Source organism: Rhizobium sp. No.120, assembly GCF_054558365.1.
In genome coordinates this window covers 113,480-129,623 of the sequence record NZ_BAAJNQ010000001.1, presented here as the reverse complement: position 1 = coordinate 129,623, position 16,144 = coordinate 113,480, and the positions used below count along the sequence as shown (strand labels likewise).

The following is a 16,144-nucleotide window of genomic DNA, read 5'->3' as shown; positions in this document are numbered from 1 at the left end:
TCAGAGCGAGATCCCCATGAGCTCCGCCCCTTCCGCATCGCAATTTGCCGGCCATAACAGTTTCCCGGTCGACGAGATCCGCGCCATGTTCCCCGCCATCCGGAAGGCCGGCGATTTCGTCTTCCTCGACAATGCGGGCGGTGCACAGGTACCGCAGACGGTCGTCGATGCGGTTGCCAATCATCTCATCGATTTCAACGTCCAGCGCATGGCGAAATACCAGCACAGCCAAGGCGTCGACCGCAATCTGGAAGAAGCCCGCGAAAGCGTCGCCATGCTGGTCAACGCCTATCGCCCGGAGGAAATCTCCTTCGGCCAGAACGCCACCTCTTTCATCCGGCTTGTGAGCCTCGGCATTGCAAAGCTGCTCGGAGAGCGCAACGAGATCGTCGTCACCGACATGGATCATGATGCAAACATCGCGACCTGGATGGCGCTGGAGGCAGACGGAGCAAAGATCGTCTGGTGGCGCATGCGCGAAGACGGCACACTGCATGTGGAAGATCTGAAGCCCCTGCTGAACGACAAGACGCGCCTCGTCGCCTGCACCGTCACCGCGCATTCCATCGGCACGATCGTCGATGTCGCCAGCGTCTGCAAACTGGCGCAAGCTGCCGGCGCCGAAACCTTCCTCGATTGCGTCCATTACGGCCCGCATGGCCTGATCGACGTGCAGGCCTGGGGCTGCGACTACCTCGTCTGCTCCGGTTACAAGAATTTCTCGCCGCATATGGGCTTCCTCTGGGGCCGTTACGACGCGCTGATCAAGTTGCCGACATTCAAGGAAGACTTCATTCCGGACGTGCCGCCCTACAAGATCGAAGTCGGCACCTTCACTTATGAGAACGTCGCCGGCATGAATGCCGCGGTCAAATATCTCGAAGGCCTTGGCCGCCGTTTCCTGCCGACCGGTGACCATAGCCGCCGCGAGGCGCTTGCCGCCGCCATGGGCGCAATCCGCCAATACGAACTGATGCTTTCGCGCGAGATGATCGCTGTTCTGAAGCGCCACGGCGCCACCATCTACGGCATCTCCGACGAGAACCGCCTGGAGCAACGCGTTCCCACGATCTGCTTCAACATACCAGGCATCACTCCACAGGAGTTCGCAGACGAGATGGGCAAGCAGCGCATCGGCCTGCGTGACGGCCACATGTTCGCACCACGCCTGATGAAACGCCTTGGCTTATCCATGGAAACGGGTGCCATCCGCGTGTCGCTGGTGCATTATAACAAGGTCGAAGAGATCGCGCGGTTCGACGCGGTCCTGACCGAGATCATGGCGCGGCGCAAGTAAGCCGCGCCTGTGAGCGGTGGCGGCGCCCGAACAACTCCGCCACCGCAATGCCCCCATGCCGCGCTTGATGGCACAGGAAACTGTTTTGAACGCAGAGCAGATTGCCGTTTCGCAATTGTATCTTTCGGTCTCACCCTAAGGGACCGCTAAATGAGGATGATGATGAGCGATTTCCGCCGAAACTGTATCGAGCAGAAGCTGCTGATTGGTACGTTTGCGGCGATTCCACACCCAGTCGCCATCGAAGTCACGGCGGCCTCAGGCATCGATTTCCTCTGCATCGACTGGGAGCATTCGCAGATCAGCCGCGAGCGTATCGAAGACCTGATCCGCTCCGCCGATGTCCATCGCGTTCCTGCCATGGTTCGCGTGCCCGGCCATGCGGCGGAGGATATTGCAGCTGTGCTGGATGCTGGTGCCGCAGGCGTTCTCGTGCCGCGTGTTTCGACAGCGGAGCAGGCTCGCGCTGCCGTGCAGGCCACCCGCTATCCCCCGCTCGGCGCGCGAGGTGTCGGCCCGGGTCGGGCAGCCGCCTATGGCTACCGCATTCCGGACTATCTCGCGAAAGCCAATGAAGAACTGCTGCTTGCGATCCAGGTGGAAACGGCCGAGGGGCTTGCCAATATCACAGAGATCGCCGCCGTTGATGGCGTCGATCTCATCTTCATCGGCCCCGGCGATCTCTCCGTTTCGATTGATGCGATGGGACTAGCCGGCAAGGACAAGCTCGAGGCGGCGATCAGAACCATCACCGAAACCGCTCTGTCCACCAGCCGCGCGGTCGGCATCTTCCGCCCCTCGCCCGATGATATCGGCGCATGGTCGGAGGCCGGTATCAGCTTCTTCATTCTCGCGGGCGACACGATGTTTCTGGGTGCCGGCCTGGCTGCGGGCGTCGATGCCGCGCGAGCGGGAAAGAACGCCGCCGATAAGAAATAAAGCTGATGTCTATCAGATAGTTACTGCATGGAAAGCAATATGAAACGGAGCAGGAAGGCAGACTTTTTAAGCTTAAAATTTGTCCTTGAAATGCAGTTGTTTTTGGATAACCATTCGACATTGAGGGGCTGCAAAAGCGAAAGTTCCCGCAGCCGTTTGAACCCTCCAATGCAGAATTCCCAGGGGAAATTTCTTGTCTCTTCTACCGCAGCATAACCTGCCGAACGTGATGATGGGCCGCGATGCCCTGGAAGGCATTCGCGCCCAGATCCGCGACATGCGCACCGACAATATCGCCGTGCTCGCCAAGCGCGCACGCGAACTCGGTGGCGTCATTCCGCTCTGGTTCGGCGAAGGCGATATCGTGACGCCGGAGTTCATCCGGGATGCTGCGAAGAAAGCGCTTGATGATGGCGCAACCTTCTATGTTCCGAACATGCGCGGGTTGGCGACACTGAACGAAGCCCTGTCGGACTATCAGACGCAGTGGCATGGCCGTCCGATCCCGATCGAACGCACGACGGTCGCTCCCGGGGGCATGCAGGCACTCTACATGGCGCTCGAACTGCTTGTCGATGTCGGCACCAATGTCGTCTATGTCGCCCCGCAATGGCCGAACATCCATAACGCCATCCATCTGATCGGCGGCGAACCGCGCGCCGTGTCGCTCGATTTCGACACCGACTGGCGCCTCGATCTCGAAAAGCTTTTCGCCCGCTGCGATGCCCGTACCCGCGCCATCTTCCTGTCGACGCCCTCCAACCCGACCGGCTGGACAGCGTCGCGCGAGGAAATGCAGGCGCTATTGGATTTCAGCCGCCGCACCGGCATTTGGATCATTTCCGACGAGGTCTATGCCCGCCTCTATTTCGATGGTGACATAGCACCTTCGATCCTGCAGGTAGCCGAGGACGGTGATCGCGTCATCGCGATCAACAGCTTCTCGAAAGCCTGGGCGATGACCGGCTGGCGCGTCGGCTGGCTGACGCACCCATCGGCCGTGGCCGACCAGCTTGGCGCCATGACGCAGTATATCAATAGCGGCACCTCGGCCATGGTTCAGGCCGGTGCGGCAGCCGCTCTGCGCGAAGGCGAGCCGCTGGTTTCAGAAATCCGCGGACGCATCAAGGCGGGCCTCGATCTGGCCTATGAGAAGCTGCCGAAAATACCCGGCATTATCCTGCCTGAAAAGCCGCGTGGCGGCATGTATGCCTTCTTTGCGCTGCAGGGCGAGCCTGACGCAACGGCGCTGTGCGAGCGCATTCTTGAAACGGCCCGCGTCGGCCTGGCGCCTGGATATCACTTCGGCGAGGCATCACGCGCATTCCTGCGCATGTGCACGTTCCGCGAAACCGAACAGATGCGTATCGCGCTCGACCGCATGGTCAACGCGATGACATAAGACGGCCGCCGATCGGGCGGACGGGGAATACCGCGGGTGAGAGGAAAAGCCCGCGGCCATAACCAGAGGGAGACTAAAGAATGTCCATGACTCGTCGCAGTCTGCTGGTCCTCGCGACCGCCGTCGGCTTGGCCGGCGGAAGTCATTTTGCCTATGCCGCCGATGTGCTGAACGTCGGCTCCTATCCCAACAACCCGCCCTTCGAATATAAGACCGCAAATGGCGGCTTCGAAGGCTTCGAGGTCGATATCGTCAACGAAGCGGCCAAGCGCGCGGGCATGACGACCAATATCGCAGACTATGGCTTTCAGGCCCTTTTTGCGGCAACCAGCTCCAAGCGCATCGACGTGGCAATCTCGTCCATCACGATTACGCCGGAACGCCTGAAATCGCAGTCTTTCACCCAGCCCTACTACGACTCCGATATGGGCGTCGCCGCCAAGGACGGCAGCGCGATCAAGGCGCTTGCCGATCTCACGGGCAAAACTATCGGCGTGCTTTCGGGTTCGACGGGTGAAAAATGGGCCAACGACAACAAGGCCGCGCAGGGCTTTGCCGACGTCAAGGGCTACAATTCGCAGCAGGACATGTTCCTTGATCTCGGCGCCGGCCGCATCGATGCTGTCGTCAGCGACATTCCCGGCATGCAGTATCTCTTCGTCAAGACCAAGGGCTTCGCCATCAAGGATCGCATTAAGACCGGCGAACAATACGGCCTGATGATGACCAAGGATTCGCCGCTCGTCGCCAAGATCAACGATGCGATCACGGCGATGAAGAAGGATGGCACGCTGGAAAAGATCCACGAGAAGTGGTTCGGCAGCAAGGCGCCTGCAGGCTCCTCCACCGTAACCGAATTGCCTATCCCCAAGGCGTGATCAAAAGATCATTATTGAAATGAAACTGCGCCGGTCGCAACGACCGGCGCGGATGCAGGAAACCTCGTCTTCGTTTCGCACGCGGGAGTACCAATGTCTTTCGTCGATACTTTCTTCAATTCCGACGTCATGATCTCGGCTTTCCCGCAGCTGTTGCGCGGGCTTTGGATGACCGTCGCGCTCGGCGTGGTCAGCATCCTCATCGGCGTAACCGGCGGTCTCGTCGTCAGCCTGATCCGCCTCTATGCCCCCAAGCCTTTGCAGCTCCTGACGATCGCCTATATCGACATCATGCGCGCCATGCCCATGCTGGTCGTACTGATCCTGATTTACTACGCGTTACCCTTCGTCGGCATCAGCTTTTCTGCCTGGTGGTCTGCGATCCTCGGCTTCTCGATCGTGCTTGCCGCCTATTCGGCCGAAGTCTTCCGCTCAGGCATCGAAAGCGTGCCACGCGGCCAGTTCGAGGCGGCTGCCGCCCTCGGCATCCCCTTCCTGATCACGCTCTACAAGGTCGTGCTGCCGCAGGCCGTCCGCATCGTCATCCCGCCGACCACGAGCAATTGCGTCTCGATGTTCAAGGATACGTCGCTTGCTTCGACCGTGGCTTTGCCGGAACTTCTGAAAGAAGGGCAGAACGCCCAAGGCTTCTACGCCAACCCATCGCCGCTGATCATGGCCGCGCTGATCTATATCATCCTGCTCTGGCCGATGGTCCGCCTCGTTAGCGTGCTTGAGAAGAAGTTCAAGGACGAGCGGGCCCGTTAATCGAAGTCGGCACCCGAAAGATGATTGCTGACGGATGACTTCACCGCACCGATATCCCGCCACAGCTCGCTAACGATTGCGGGCTCCACATCTGCCATCATGTCGCGCAGCCAGCCTTCATGAGCGGCAGCCATGGCGCTGAATTGGGTCTCGCCCTTCGCCGTGAGCTTGGCGACCGTCACGCGCCGGTCGCCATCGGGCGTCACGCGCTGCACAAGGCCATCCGCCTCCAACCGCTCGACAAGACCGGTGACATTGCCGTTGGTGACCATGGTGCGCTTCGAAAGCTCCCCGAGCCGCAAACCTTCCCGCTCGCGATAAAGCTGCGCCATCAGGTCGAATTGCGGCAACGTCGCGCCGAACTCGTTACGCAGCCGTCGGCGGATTTCCTGCGAAATCAGCTTGGTCGTCGACAGCATGCGCAGCCAGAGCCGCAGTTCGAGCTTCTTGCCTTCCTGCGCGCCCTGAACGATGATCTCCAGATCAACGCTTGCACTCTCGGACTCTGTCATAACGTCGCCTCGGCCTATCGTTCCGCATCACCAATCCAAGCGATCTAGGGGACGATATTTGAAATGTCAAAGGTTTCAACGTCAAGTCATAAGGCCTTCACTTGGCGAGCATTTTCCCCAGCATGAAACCGGAACCTGCACCCGTTCCCGCACCAGGCCATGTCGAGGCCCCGCACATGTAGAGCGATGCCACGGGCGTCTTGTATCGCGAATAGCCGGCAACGGGGCGAAACAGGAAATTCTGGTCGAGATGATGGCTGCCGGAGAGATTATCGCCGCCGATGAGATTCGGGTTCTCGCGCTCCAGGTCGACGGGTGAAAAGACCGAGCGCCCCAATATCTTGCCGCGCAAGCCGGGCGCATAACGTTCGACTATATCGAGCACGCGCTCGGTATAACTATCCTTGATCTCATCCCAGCCCGCGCCGCTGATTTGACCGGCGGCATCACCATGGAATTCCGCTGGCAGGACACGCACCTGTATCCAAAGCACATGCTGCCCATCGGGCGCGCGCGACGGATCGATGGCCGTCGGCTGTCCGACCACCAGGGCAGGTTCAGCCGGCAGCAGTCCACCCATGGCCTCGGCATAGACACGGGACATCATTTCGAGATCCGGCGCGATGTGCACATAGGCAAAATTCTGAAGCGCCTTGCCCGCCATCCAATCCGGAAGGCCAGACAGCGCCAGATGGATCATCATCGTGCCCGGTCCGGCGCGGAAGCGCTTGACCTTGCTGTCGAATTCCTGCCGTGACGGATCCTGATCCAGAAGCTTGCCGAACAGGATCTGCGGATGGACATTGGCGATGACGGCGCGCTTCGCCTCATAACGACGTCCATCGGCAAGAACGACACCCGTCGCTTTGCCGCCAGAGGTCGTGATCTTGTCCACGCGCGTGCCGAGCATCAGCTCGCCGCCCTTGCCCTTCAGCACGGCCGCCATCGCCTTGATGATCGTATCCGCACCGCCCTTGCCGATCACCATGCCGAATGCCTGATTGGCCATGGATTCGAGATAGGGAAACAGCGCGCCGCCGGCGACATCGGGCGCAAAGTCGAGATGCAGACCCCAGGCGGCCATCATCGCCTTGAGCTTGGTATTCTGGAAACGGGCATCAAGAAAATCCCGCGGCGACGCGACGAGCATGCGCGCGGTGTCATAAATCCAGCCCATTCCCTTTTCGCGCCAAGCCTTCCAGACGACCTTGGCCGCGGCCATGGATGGCATGGGCGAGCCGAGCAGACCGAAAATATGCGGGGCATCCGTCCCGAACTCAGAGAGCATATTGCGCCAGGCGGCGGCATCCTGCGGCGAGATGTCAGCGATGGCGCCTGCGGTCTTCTCAAGATCGGTGCTGACGCCGAGATAGGTATGGTCGCGGAAGACGCTTGCGAAGCAATCCGAGGCAGGCACGAAGCCCAGACCTTCGGCCAACAGCTCGTTCTTGTACTGCGCAAAAAAGGCCGAGCCGGCGAACATGGAGAGATTCATGGCACAGAGGTCATGCCGGAAGCCGGGCAGTGTCACCTCGCGCGTCTTGACCGCACCGCCGGGCTCCGCATTTCCCTCGATGACGGCGACCTTCCAGCCTTTGGCGGCCAAATGCACCGCCGCCGCCAAGCCATTGTGACCGGCCCCGACTATGATCGCATCATAGCTCATCATCTGCCCCTTTTTGGTTTGTGATTATTATTATCACATGCATACATTTTGAGTTTTAAGCTTCAAGTATCTGTCGGCGCGAACCGCAGGAAGCAAAAGCAACCATTGATAGCATTTCATCGAATTAACTCGACGAATGCTGTTTTACTTCAGCAGCTTACAAACTCATGACCGCTGCCGATTTTAGGTCAAAATTGGCTCCGTGAACCCCAGCGGAATGCTTGCAATATCATATATTGTGACATAGGCTCCCGCTATTCCGCCGCCCGCGGACACGGTGCCAGGAGGAAAGGCACCCCGCGCCTGGCGATACCTATTTCATGCCTGATCCTGAACAAAAGACCCACAAAAAGGCTCTTTGCATGGATCACGCAACAACAAGGGGAACGCAAAATATGACAGCCACCACACTTGCCAGCCTAGCCTCGGCCCTGCTTTCGGGCTCCATCAAGGTCGTCGATCTTACCGCACCGCTCGGCCCGGATACACCGGTGCTCTACCTGCCGCCACAGTTCGGCAAGAACACGCCCAAGGTCAAGGTTCACACGATCTCCGAATACAATCAGGACGGCCCGTTCTGGGCATGGAACTGGCTGGAGCTCGGCGAACATACCGGCACGCATTTCGATGCACCCTGCCATTGGATCACCGGCAAGGATAACCCGAACAACACGACAGACACCATTCCGCCGCAGAACTTCGTGGCGCCGGTCAATGTCATCGACCGCTCCAAGGAAGCCGCCGCCGATCCGGATTACCTGCTCACGGTCGAGAGCATCAAGGAATGGGAAGCCCAGCATGGCGCGATCGAGGCCGGCAGCTGGGTGCTGCTTCGCACTGACTGGTACAAGCGCAACGGCTCGACGGAAACCTTCCTGAATGCCGATGAAAACGGCCCGCATTCTCCCGGCCCGACGGCCGAGGCGATCGAATATCTGCTCACCAAAGGTATCATCGGCTGGGGTTCGGAAACGATCGGCACCGATGCCGGCTCCGCCGGCGGTATGAACCCGCCCTTCCCGGCGCACAACCTCATGCACAAGGCCAACCGCTATGGCCTCGCCAGCCTCTCGAACCTCGATCAGCTGCCAGCCAAGGGCGCCGTGCTGATCGCTGCCCCGCTGAAGTTCGTCAAGGGCACCGGCTCGCCGGTTCGCGCATTGGCATTGATTGCATGATTGGCTGGAAAAGAGGAGCCTTGAGGGCAGGCTCCTCCTTCCGTTCATCTTGTCAATAAGGGGCGGTGGCAATGGGCGATCATGATTACATCATTGTCGGCAGCGGCATAAACGCGCTTGTCGCAGCCGCAATGCTCGGCAAAAAGGGCTACAAGGTACTTATCCTCGAGCGCAATGACCGCATCGGGGGTTGCCTGCGCACCGAGGAGATCACCGAGCCCGGCTTCATCCACGATGTCATGGCAACGACCATGGTGCTTTTCCTCACCTCGCCGGCCTATGGCGCCATCGGCAGGGATCTTGAAGCGCGAGGCCTGGAATTTGCCCATGCCGACCTTCCCACAGGTGTGCTCCGTCCCGATGGCTCGCATGTCATCTTCTCAAAGGATAGGCAGCGCAATATCGCCGCTTTCGACAAACTGTCGCCCGGCGACGGGCAGACCTTCTCCCGCGAGATGGAGGCCCTTGCCGCCGACGCGCCATTCCTGTTTTCCCTGCTTGGCGGCGCGCTATGGTCAGGATCGACCCTGAAGACCGTCGCAAAGCAAGGTTGGAGCCGCGGATTGCGGAAGCTGGCGGCTTGGTTTGGTGAGGCCCTGACCCCGGCGCGCGGCTATCTCGAAACAAGTTACAGGTCCGAGGATATCCATGCGCTCTGGGCGCCTTGGGTACTTCACTGCGGCCTCGGCCCCGAAAGCGCCTATTCCGCCGAGATGTTGAAGGTAATCGGTTTCGCGCTGGAACTCGGCGGCGCACCGATCGTCAAGGGCGGCGCTGAAAAGCTGCTCACGGCCTTCGAACGGTTGATCACTGATCATGGCGGTGAAATTCGTGTGAGCGCCGACGTCGCCGCCATCATTCCGGACCACAATCGCAGCGCTGATGGCGTACGTCTTGCAAATGGCGAAACGTTGAAGGCGAAGGCCGGCGTAATCTGCTCGGTGACGCCGAACCAGCTCTATGAGCGGCTGATGAAGGATTGGCCGGATCCGCTGCCGCCTGAGGTCAAAACGGGCGTTGCCAGCTACCGCTACGGCAAGGGCGACATGCAGATCCACTATGCTCTGTCCGAGCCGCCGCGCTGGAAAGCCGGTGCCGAGCTCGGTAAGGTGGCGCTGCTGCACCTGACGCCGGGCCTCGACGGCGTCTCGCGCGCAGCCAACGAATGCGAACGCGGACTTCTGCCCGCCGAACCCACCGTCTGCGTTGGCCAGCCCGTCGCACTCGACCCCAGCCGCGCGCCAGAGGGCAAATCGATCCTCTGGCTGCAGCTTCCCGAAGCGCCGCGTCGCATCAAGGGCGATGCCGCGGGCAAAATCGAAGCGCCTGAGGACGGCCGCTGGACAGATGAGGTGCGCGAGCGCTACGCCGACCGCATCGAAGCTGTGCTTGCGAGCCATATCGAGGATTTTGCAAGCATTAAGCTCGCACGCCGCGCCTATTCTCCGGCTGATCTGGAAGCGATGAACAGGAACCTCGTCGGCGGCGACCCCTATGGAGGCTATTGCGGCCTCGACCAGTTTTTCATCTGGCGTCCCTTCAAGTCATCTGTTAACCACCGCACCCACGTATCAGGCCTATACCACATCGGCGCTTCCGCGCATCCCGGTCCAGGCCTTGGTGGGGGCTCCGGCTTCCTGCTCGCATCATCGCTGAAATAACAAGTTTCCGGAGGAACATCGTCGATGGAGGAGCGGTTTTCAGGCACCGTTTTGCGGCGCAATCGGGATGAGAACGCAAAACGCCCGACCATGGGCGAAATCGGCCTCAATCACTTCGCGCCCTATCTGATGAACCGGCTGATGGCGCGCTGGAACGCCAACCTGCTGGAAGAGCTGCGCGAATACGATATGACGACTGCGAAGATGCGGACGCTCGCCGTTCTTAGCGTCTCTTCCAGCCTCACGATCAACGAGCTCTCCGTCTTCGCCGTGACCGAGCAATCGACGATGAGCCGCACCCTGGATTCGCTTGAACAGCAGGGCTACATCCGCCGTCAGCCCCGCGCCGAAGACATGCGCATCCGCGATGTCTCCATCACCGAGGAGGGCCGCGCCGCCTTCGAAAAGGTCTGGCCGACCATGTACGACCTGTTCCTGCAGATGTTCGACGGCGTCGACGAAGCCGAATATCGCACCTTCATCTCGACCCTGCACAAGGTGCTGCATAATATCCGTAAGCACGAGATCTGAGCGGCCGACGCCGGACCGCTCGAGATTGCATCACCGCCTGTTCGGTATCAGCGCCGTTGCCAATGCCGCGATGGCGGCAACAATGGCGAAAATATAGAAATTCCATTCCGGGCCGACATTCAGACTGCCGATGTATCCGCCCATCAAGGGGCCGGAAAGCGCGCCGATGCGCGAAAAGCTCAGGGCCCAGCCGGTGCCGGCCGCCCGAACGAAAGGCTGCAGGTAAGCAGCAAGATAGCCGGTGAGGATCAGCGATGCCGAAACCGTGCCGAAACCGGCAATGGCGACGACCGTGTAGTTCAGCCAGATGGATCCCTTGATGGCGAGAAGCGCTATACCGACGGCTCCAAGCAGATAGGATAGCGTCACGGTTAGCCGTACACCGAAGCGATCCGCCCATTGACCAAGCACGATGCCGCCAATTGCTGACGTGAAGCTGAAGACGGCCAGAAACAGCAGGCTGTCACCCAGATCATAGCCGCTCTTGCGCATGATCTGCGGCAGCCACTGGGCCAGCCCGTAGACGAGTAGCAACCCCATGAACAGTGCGATCCAGAAGCAGGCGGTGGCGAAGGCGTTTCTCGGCGAAAAGATCTCGCCCAACACTGCGCGCCAGCCGAGGCCGGTTTCCCTGGGCGCGCTTCCCGCAGGGACGGGAACGCCAAGTCGGGCAGCAAGCCGCCTCGCGTTCTCACCTCGCCCCTTCGCAACCAGGAAATCAAGCGACTCGGGCAGCAACCATGCCATAATGGGCACGAACAATATCGGCAGCGCGCCGACAAGAACGACCGGCCGCCATCCATAATCCGGCAACAGCCATCTACCGACAAGCGCAGCGGCAAACAGGCCCAGCGAATAGCCGGAATACATGATGCCATAATTGAGATTCTTCTTCGCGGTCGGCGAATATTCGATGGTCAGCGCGGCCGCCAGAGGAATGATGCCGCCGAGGCCAAGACCGGCGGCAAAACGGCTGGCGCCGAACCATGTCGGGGTCGGAGACCAGGCGGTGACAGCCGTGCAGAAGGCGAATAGCAAGAGGCAGGCGAGAAACATCGGCTTGCGGCCATAGAGATCGCTGAGCGTGCCGACGACAATGCCACCAATAAGCATGCCGAAGACGGTATAGCTGCCCATCGCCCCAAGCTGGAGTGGCGTGAGGTGCCAGACATTGTCGGTGGACAGCGCCGGCAGAATGGCGCCGAGGACGCCGACATCGTAGCCCTCCGCAAAGATCGCCAGCCAGCAAATGAGCACGACGACGAGGCTTCTGGCATGCGAGATCTCACCGCCGCGAGGACTTGAAAGGTCCTTCGCAGCGCCATTTCGAAGAGTGTCCATGCGACTGTTTCCTTTTGGAATTGTCGGTCTTGGTCGATATTATTTGCGCCCGGCGTGGTCGTGTCAGAGTGTCCCGACCGTTTTGAGCGCTCCGTCGAGCGCCGTACCCTTTTCGTCCAGAAGCGCGGCCTGTCGCAGCCGCCGCATCCAGGCGGCTCCATCCTCGCGCTCGCGCAGGAGCGGCAGCGCCGACATGACGCGATCGAACTTGGAAAGACCGCGCGCATGCGTATCGGAATAACCTTTGACCAGGCGGCGGTTACCGAGCACCTCGACGGCGAGATCGTAATTCTCGGCCAGCAGATTGGATGCTGCCGCGAGCCAGGCCTCGCGATGCTCCACCTCGCGGGCATGCCGCAGCGTTCCCCGGCGGATACGGCGCAGCGCCGAGACCATGTAAAGGCCGAGGAACCAGAACAGCGTGCCGGTCTGAACGCGGCGTCCCTTGTTGATGAAGCGGTCGAGCCGGGCAAACAGGCGCGGCCGGCCTTCGATCCAGAGACCCATTGCCTTCGGCATAGTGCCACAGACCTCCTCCATGCGCGGATGCATATATTCGGTCATATAGACGATCTGATCGTCCTTGGCGCCGACTTCCTTGCGCACGCGCTCGAAGCGCGAGCCACGCACCTTCAGATCGGCAACGCGGATAACATCGTCATATGTCATGGCGATTGCGACATATTTCGCCGCCTGCACGGTGAAGGCGAAATCCTTGCTTGCGCCGCCGGCCTTGCGATCCAGCGCATGAAGCGCCGCGACACGGCTCAGATATTCATCGGCATAGGCCGGGTCCTGATAATCAGTCAGCTTCTTGACGCCGGCAAACAGCAACGGCCAGGCAATTTCCGGAAATTCGGCGCGGATGCGATTGACCAGACGGTCCAGTGCCAGGTGGCCGGCCGTCTCCGGCAGCGCGTCGAAGTGCTTCGGCGGCGTTGCTGAAACCGCATCGCGCGGCTTCTCCTTGACACGATCGAAAGCGGCATTGAAGGCCTTCAGGCTAGGCTCGATGCCCTTGCCGCCCGCGCGGATCATCGTTTCGAAAGCCTGCTTGCCGAACGGTAGCGCCCCCGAACCCGCCAAAGCGCCGAACATGGAGGCCGAAATCACGCTGCCGTTCCTAACGGCCATCGTTTCCATGTCGAAGGCGATGGTGCGCTTGGCGGCGAAATCCGTGGCATCCACCACCACCTCGGCATTGCCGATGCCATCGCCCGGCTTCTCCTTTTCCGCAACTGCAAAGGAGCGGTGCGTCGAGGCGATCAGCAGCGTCTTGTCTGGCGTGACCAAGCCGCGCAGCACGGAGCGGCCGGCTTCCATCAGCTCCGCCGCCATGACGACATCGACATCGCCCGGCGTCGGCATCAGCGAGAAGATCGGCTCGTGCCCGTCGCGGGCCGGTAGCATCTCGATATAGTAGATCGTCGCGCCCGTCCGCTGGGCAACGCCCGGCACGGACGTCGTCTGCGCCATCCAGCCTTCGGCTTCGGCAAGGCCGACGATCCAGTCGGCCAGGACACCGCCGCCCTGCCCGCCCATGGCGAGGATGGCAAGCGACAGCGGCTTATCCGTCGAAAGCCTGGCAGCGCCGAGATCATCCATGCTCACATGCTCGTTCATATCGCCCTCTCAATCTGCGAAGACGATGCGTCTGGCGCGACGACGCGCCTGCAGCCAGCCGATTATGCTGGAGCGCATACGGGCGACGAAACGATCCCAACTCGTTGGATTGTGGATGATATCGGCCCGATAGAAGGAGGGACAGAGCACCGCCGCCTCCGAAACTTCACCGCAATTGCCGCATCCCACGCAATTATTGTCTATCGCCGCCACCGGATCGTCCTTCAGCGGATCGTCGGTGTGCTTGACCGACAGCGAGGGACAGCCGGAAAGACGGATGCAGGCGTGATCGCCGGTGCAGACATCCTCGTCCACGCCGAAGCGCTCCTTGACCATGCGCTTGCCGTCCTTGACAGCCTTGGCGAATTGCGGCTTCACGCGGCGCTGCTTGTTGAGCATGCATTCCGAGGAGGCAACGATGATCTTCGGCCCCGGCTCCTTCGAGGTCAAAGCCTCGCGCAGCGTGTCGCGCATCTTGGCGACATCGTAGGTCCGGTCGATCTGGCGCACCCAGGTCGCGCCGATGCCCTTGACAGCATTGACAATGGAATTGTTAGTCTTGCGGCGCGGATTGAGGGCACGCGAGGACGGTATGTCCTGCCCGCCGGTCGCCGCCGAGTAATAGTTGTCGACGACGAGGATGACGCCATCCTGTTTGTTGAAGACGGCGTTGCCGACCGACGTCGCAAGCCCGTTGTGCCAGAAGCCGCCATCGCCCATAACGGAGATCACGCGCTTGTCGGCTTCGACATTGAAGGCCGAGGCCGCGGCCGGTCCCAGCCCGTAGCCCATGGTCGTACTGCCGATATTGAAGGGCGGCAGGATCGAGAAGAGGTGGCAGCCGATATCGCCTGATATGTGATGCTGGCCGAGTTCGCTCTCGACCATCTTCATCGCGGCGAAGATCGGCCGCTCCGGACAGCCGATGCAGAAACCGGGCGGCCGCGGCGGCACGACTTCGGCTAGCGCCTTGATCTTTGGATCGTTGAGAACAGGCGTTGGATCCGGCAGCGGTGGCTGGTTGCCGAGCAGCACACGCTGGTGAACTTCCAGAAAGTTCTTGATGCCCTTCATCAATACGGGCGCGGTATATTCGCCACCCATGGGAAGGACATCCTTGCCTGCGACCTTGGTCTGGATATCGCGGCGGCGCAGGATCGTATTCAGGGATTGCTCGATATATTCGGGCGTCCCCTCCTCGACCATTAGCACTGCCTTCTTGCTAGCGCAGAACTCAGCGATCTGGTCATCGACAAGCGGGTAGGCGACATTCAAGACATAGAGCGGCACGGCGGAATTGCCGTAGACATCGGCAAGTCCGAGCTGCTGCAGCGCACGCATCACGCCATTATACATACCGCCAAGCAGGATGATGCCGACATCGCCTTCAGAGGGTCCGAAATACTCGTTGAGCTGGCGTTTCTTGATAAAATCGACAGCGGCTGGCCAGCGCTTCTCCAGCTTCTCCTTCTCATGTAGGAAGGAGGCCGGCGGCAGCACGATACGGTTGACGTCGCGAACCGGATTTTCCAGCGCCTGCTTCAGCGTATAGGCCGGCCGCTTGTTATCCTTGGCGACGAACTGGCCGTGGACATGACAGCTTCGGATGCCGACCTGCAGCATGACAGGCGTGTTCGACACTTCCGAAAGCTCGAAGCCCTCTTCCACCGCCTGCACGATCGACGGCAGGTTCGGACGGGGGTTGAGCAACCACATCTGCGATTTCATCGCATAGGCATGGCTGCGCTCCTGCATGATGGAGGAACCTTCGCCGTAATCTTCACCGATGATGATCAGCGCGCCGCCAGTGACCCCGCCGGAGGACAGGTTGGAAAGCGCATCGGAGGCGACGTTGGTGCCGGCCGTCGATTTCCAGGTGACGGCGCCGCGCACCGGATACATGACGGAGGCAGATAGCATGGCGGCGGCGGCCGCTTCCGAGGCTGATGTCTCGAAATGAACGCCCAGATCCTGCATCACATCCTTGGCGTCGGCCAGAACGTCCATGAGATGGGAAATCGGCGATCCCTGATAGCCGCCGACATAGGAAACACCGGATTGCAGAAGTGCCTTAGTGATCGCGAGAATACCTTCGCCGCGGAAGATATCGCCTTCCCCGAGCTTCAGATCCTCGACCTCGCGCGCAAACGATCGCTCGGCCATGACGTTACCCCTTTGCCCATGCGGGCTTGTTTTAAATCATTTGCAAAATCATATTTTGAACTTCCTTGAGCTGTCAACGAACAAATATGAGATGCAGCTGAATGGATCGCCGATACACAATGATGCCAGCGCATCCATTTTCCAAGATCAAAAGTTTCGAACGACAGCCAGCAGCATAGATATAT

The 16,144-nt window shown here is 60.3% G+C and carries 13 protein-coding genes; 8 read left to right on the top strand and 5 right to left on the bottom strand.

Annotation, left to right across the window (positions count from 1 at the left end; all coding sequences use genetic code 11):
* Window positions 1-16 precede the first annotated feature (16 nt).
* The 5 genes from ACYJRZ_RS00640 (at window position 17) to ACYJRZ_RS00620 (ending at window position 5,284) form a co-directional block, all read left to right on the top strand.
* Window positions 17-1,297, top strand: coding sequence for a cysteine desulfurase-like protein (locus tag ACYJRZ_RS00640; RefSeq protein ID WP_459455110.1), 1,281 nt, complete (start codon window positions 17-19; stop codon window positions 1,295-1,297).
* A 162-nt stretch (window positions 1,298-1,459) separates the two neighbouring features.
* Window positions 1,460-2,236: an HpcH/HpaI aldolase family protein gene (locus ACYJRZ_RS00635; protein ID WP_459456886.1), complete on the top strand. Its 777-nt coding sequence runs from the start codon at window positions 1,460-1,462 to the stop codon at window positions 2,234-2,236.
* 193 nt (window positions 2,237-2,429) lie between these two features.
* On the top strand, window positions 2,430-3,638 hold the full coding sequence (locus tag ACYJRZ_RS00630; protein WP_459455109.1) for a pyridoxal phosphate-dependent aminotransferase: 1,209 nt from the start codon (window positions 2,430-2,432) through the stop codon (window positions 3,636-3,638).
* 80 nt (window positions 3,639-3,718) lie between these two features.
* Window positions 3,719-4,516 (top strand): ABC transporter substrate-binding protein, encoded by a 798-nt coding sequence (locus tag ACYJRZ_RS00625; protein ID WP_459455108.1) that lies wholly within the window; start codon window positions 3,719-3,721, stop codon window positions 4,514-4,516.
* A 93-nt stretch (window positions 4,517-4,609) separates the two neighbouring features.
* Window positions 4,610-5,284, top strand: a complete 675-nt coding sequence (locus ACYJRZ_RS00620) for an amino acid ABC transporter permease (RefSeq protein WP_459455107.1) — start codon at window positions 4,610-4,612, stop codon at window positions 5,282-5,284.
* Here ACYJRZ_RS00620 and ACYJRZ_RS00615 read toward each other — a convergent pair.
* Together ACYJRZ_RS00615 and ACYJRZ_RS00610 are read right to left on the bottom strand one after the other, a co-directional pair.
* Window positions 5,281-5,796, bottom strand: coding sequence for a MarR family winged helix-turn-helix transcriptional regulator (locus ACYJRZ_RS00615; protein WP_459455106.1), 516 nt, complete (start codon window positions 5,794-5,796; stop codon window positions 5,281-5,283). The two genes, ACYJRZ_RS00620 and ACYJRZ_RS00615, sit on opposite strands and share 4 nt — an antisense overlap.
* Before the next feature lie 97 nt (window positions 5,797-5,893).
* Entirely contained in the window at window positions 5,894-7,465 is a 1,572-nt protein-coding gene (locus ACYJRZ_RS00610; protein WP_459455105.1) for a phytoene desaturase family protein, read from the bottom strand.
* 392 nt (window positions 7,466-7,857) lie between these two features.
* On the opposite strand from ACYJRZ_RS00610, the gene ACYJRZ_RS00605 reads away from it, so the two are divergent.
* From ACYJRZ_RS00605 to ACYJRZ_RS00595, 3 genes are all read left to right on the top strand, one after another.
* A complete protein-coding gene (locus ACYJRZ_RS00605; protein ID WP_459455104.1) occupies window positions 7,858-8,640 on the top strand; it encodes a cyclase family protein in 783 nt (260 codons plus the stop codon).
* A 71-nt stretch (window positions 8,641-8,711) separates the two neighbouring features.
* Window positions 8,712-10,301 carry a phytoene desaturase family protein gene (locus ACYJRZ_RS00600; protein ID WP_459455103.1) on the top strand — a complete coding sequence of 530 codons (1,590 nt, stop codon included), beginning with the start codon at window positions 8,712-8,714 and terminating at the stop codon, window positions 10,299-10,301.
* 24 nt (window positions 10,302-10,325) lie between these two features.
* A complete protein-coding gene (locus tag ACYJRZ_RS00595) occupies window positions 10,326-10,832 on the top strand; it encodes a MarR family winged helix-turn-helix transcriptional regulator (RefSeq protein ID WP_459455102.1) in 507 nt (168 codons plus the stop codon).
* 30 nt (window positions 10,833-10,862) lie between these two features.
* Here ACYJRZ_RS00595 and ACYJRZ_RS00590 read toward each other — a convergent pair whose 3' ends face one another.
* The 3 genes from ACYJRZ_RS00590 to ACYJRZ_RS00580 all read right to left on the bottom strand — a co-directional run bounded on the left by ACYJRZ_RS00590 (window position 10,863) and on the right by ACYJRZ_RS00580 (window position 15,959).
* Complete coding sequence (locus ACYJRZ_RS00590) at window positions 10,863-12,173, bottom strand: MFS transporter (RefSeq protein ID WP_459455101.1); 1,311 nt, start codon at window positions 12,171-12,173, stop codon at window positions 10,863-10,865.
* A 63-nt stretch (window positions 12,174-12,236) separates the two neighbouring features.
* Window positions 12,237-13,796, bottom strand: a complete 1,560-nt coding sequence (locus ACYJRZ_RS00585) for an indolepyruvate oxidoreductase subunit beta family protein (protein ID WP_459455100.1) — start codon at window positions 13,794-13,796, stop codon at window positions 12,237-12,239.
* Window positions 13,797-13,805: 9 nt separating this feature from the next.
* A complete protein-coding gene (locus ACYJRZ_RS00580) occupies window positions 13,806-15,959 on the bottom strand; it encodes a thiamine pyrophosphate-dependent enzyme (RefSeq protein ID WP_459455099.1) in 2,154 nt (717 codons plus the stop codon).
* Between the last annotated feature and the right edge of the window lie 185 nt (window positions 15,960-16,144).

Bases quoted from the DNA above. Each gene is read 5' to 3' on its own strand.
- ACYJRZ_RS00635 (WP_459456886.1), top strand. From the start codon at position 1,460: ATGAGCGATTTCCGCCGAAACTGTATCGAGCAGAAGCTGCTGATTGGT.
- ACYJRZ_RS00590 (WP_459455101.1), bottom strand. From the start codon at position 12,173: ATGGACACTCTTCGAAATGGCGCTGCGAAGGACCTTTCAAGTCCTCGC.
- ACYJRZ_RS00585 (WP_459455100.1), bottom strand. From the start codon at position 13,796: ATGAACGAGCATGTGAGCATGGATGATCTCGGCGCTGCCAGGCTTTCG.
- ACYJRZ_RS00615 (WP_459455106.1), bottom strand. From the start codon at position 5,796: ATGACAGAGTCCGAGAGTGCAAGCGTTGATCTGGAGATCATCGTTCAG.
- ACYJRZ_RS00640 (WP_459455110.1), top strand. From the start codon at position 17: ATGAGCTCCGCCCCTTCCGCATCGCAATTTGCCGGCCATAACAGTTTC.
- ACYJRZ_RS00610 (WP_459455105.1), bottom strand. From the start codon at position 7,465: ATGATGAGCTATGATGCGATCATAGTCGGGGCCGGTCACAATGGCTTG.
- ACYJRZ_RS00600 (WP_459455103.1), top strand. From the start codon at position 8,712: ATGGGCGATCATGATTACATCATTGTCGGCAGCGGCATAAACGCGCTT.
- ACYJRZ_RS00625 (WP_459455108.1), top strand. From the start codon at position 3,719: ATGTCCATGACTCGTCGCAGTCTGCTGGTCCTCGCGACCGCCGTCGGC.
- ACYJRZ_RS00605 (WP_459455104.1), top strand. From the start codon at position 7,858: ATGACAGCCACCACACTTGCCAGCCTAGCCTCGGCCCTGCTTTCGGGC.
- ACYJRZ_RS00620 (WP_459455107.1), top strand. From the start codon at position 4,610: ATGTCTTTCGTCGATACTTTCTTCAATTCCGACGTCATGATCTCGGCT.
- ACYJRZ_RS00580 (WP_459455099.1), bottom strand. From the start codon at position 15,959: ATGGCCGAGCGATCGTTTGCGCGCGAGGTCGAGGATCTGAAGCTCGGG.
- ACYJRZ_RS00595 (WP_459455102.1), top strand. From the start codon at position 10,326: ATGGAGGAGCGGTTTTCAGGCACCGTTTTGCGGCGCAATCGGGATGAG.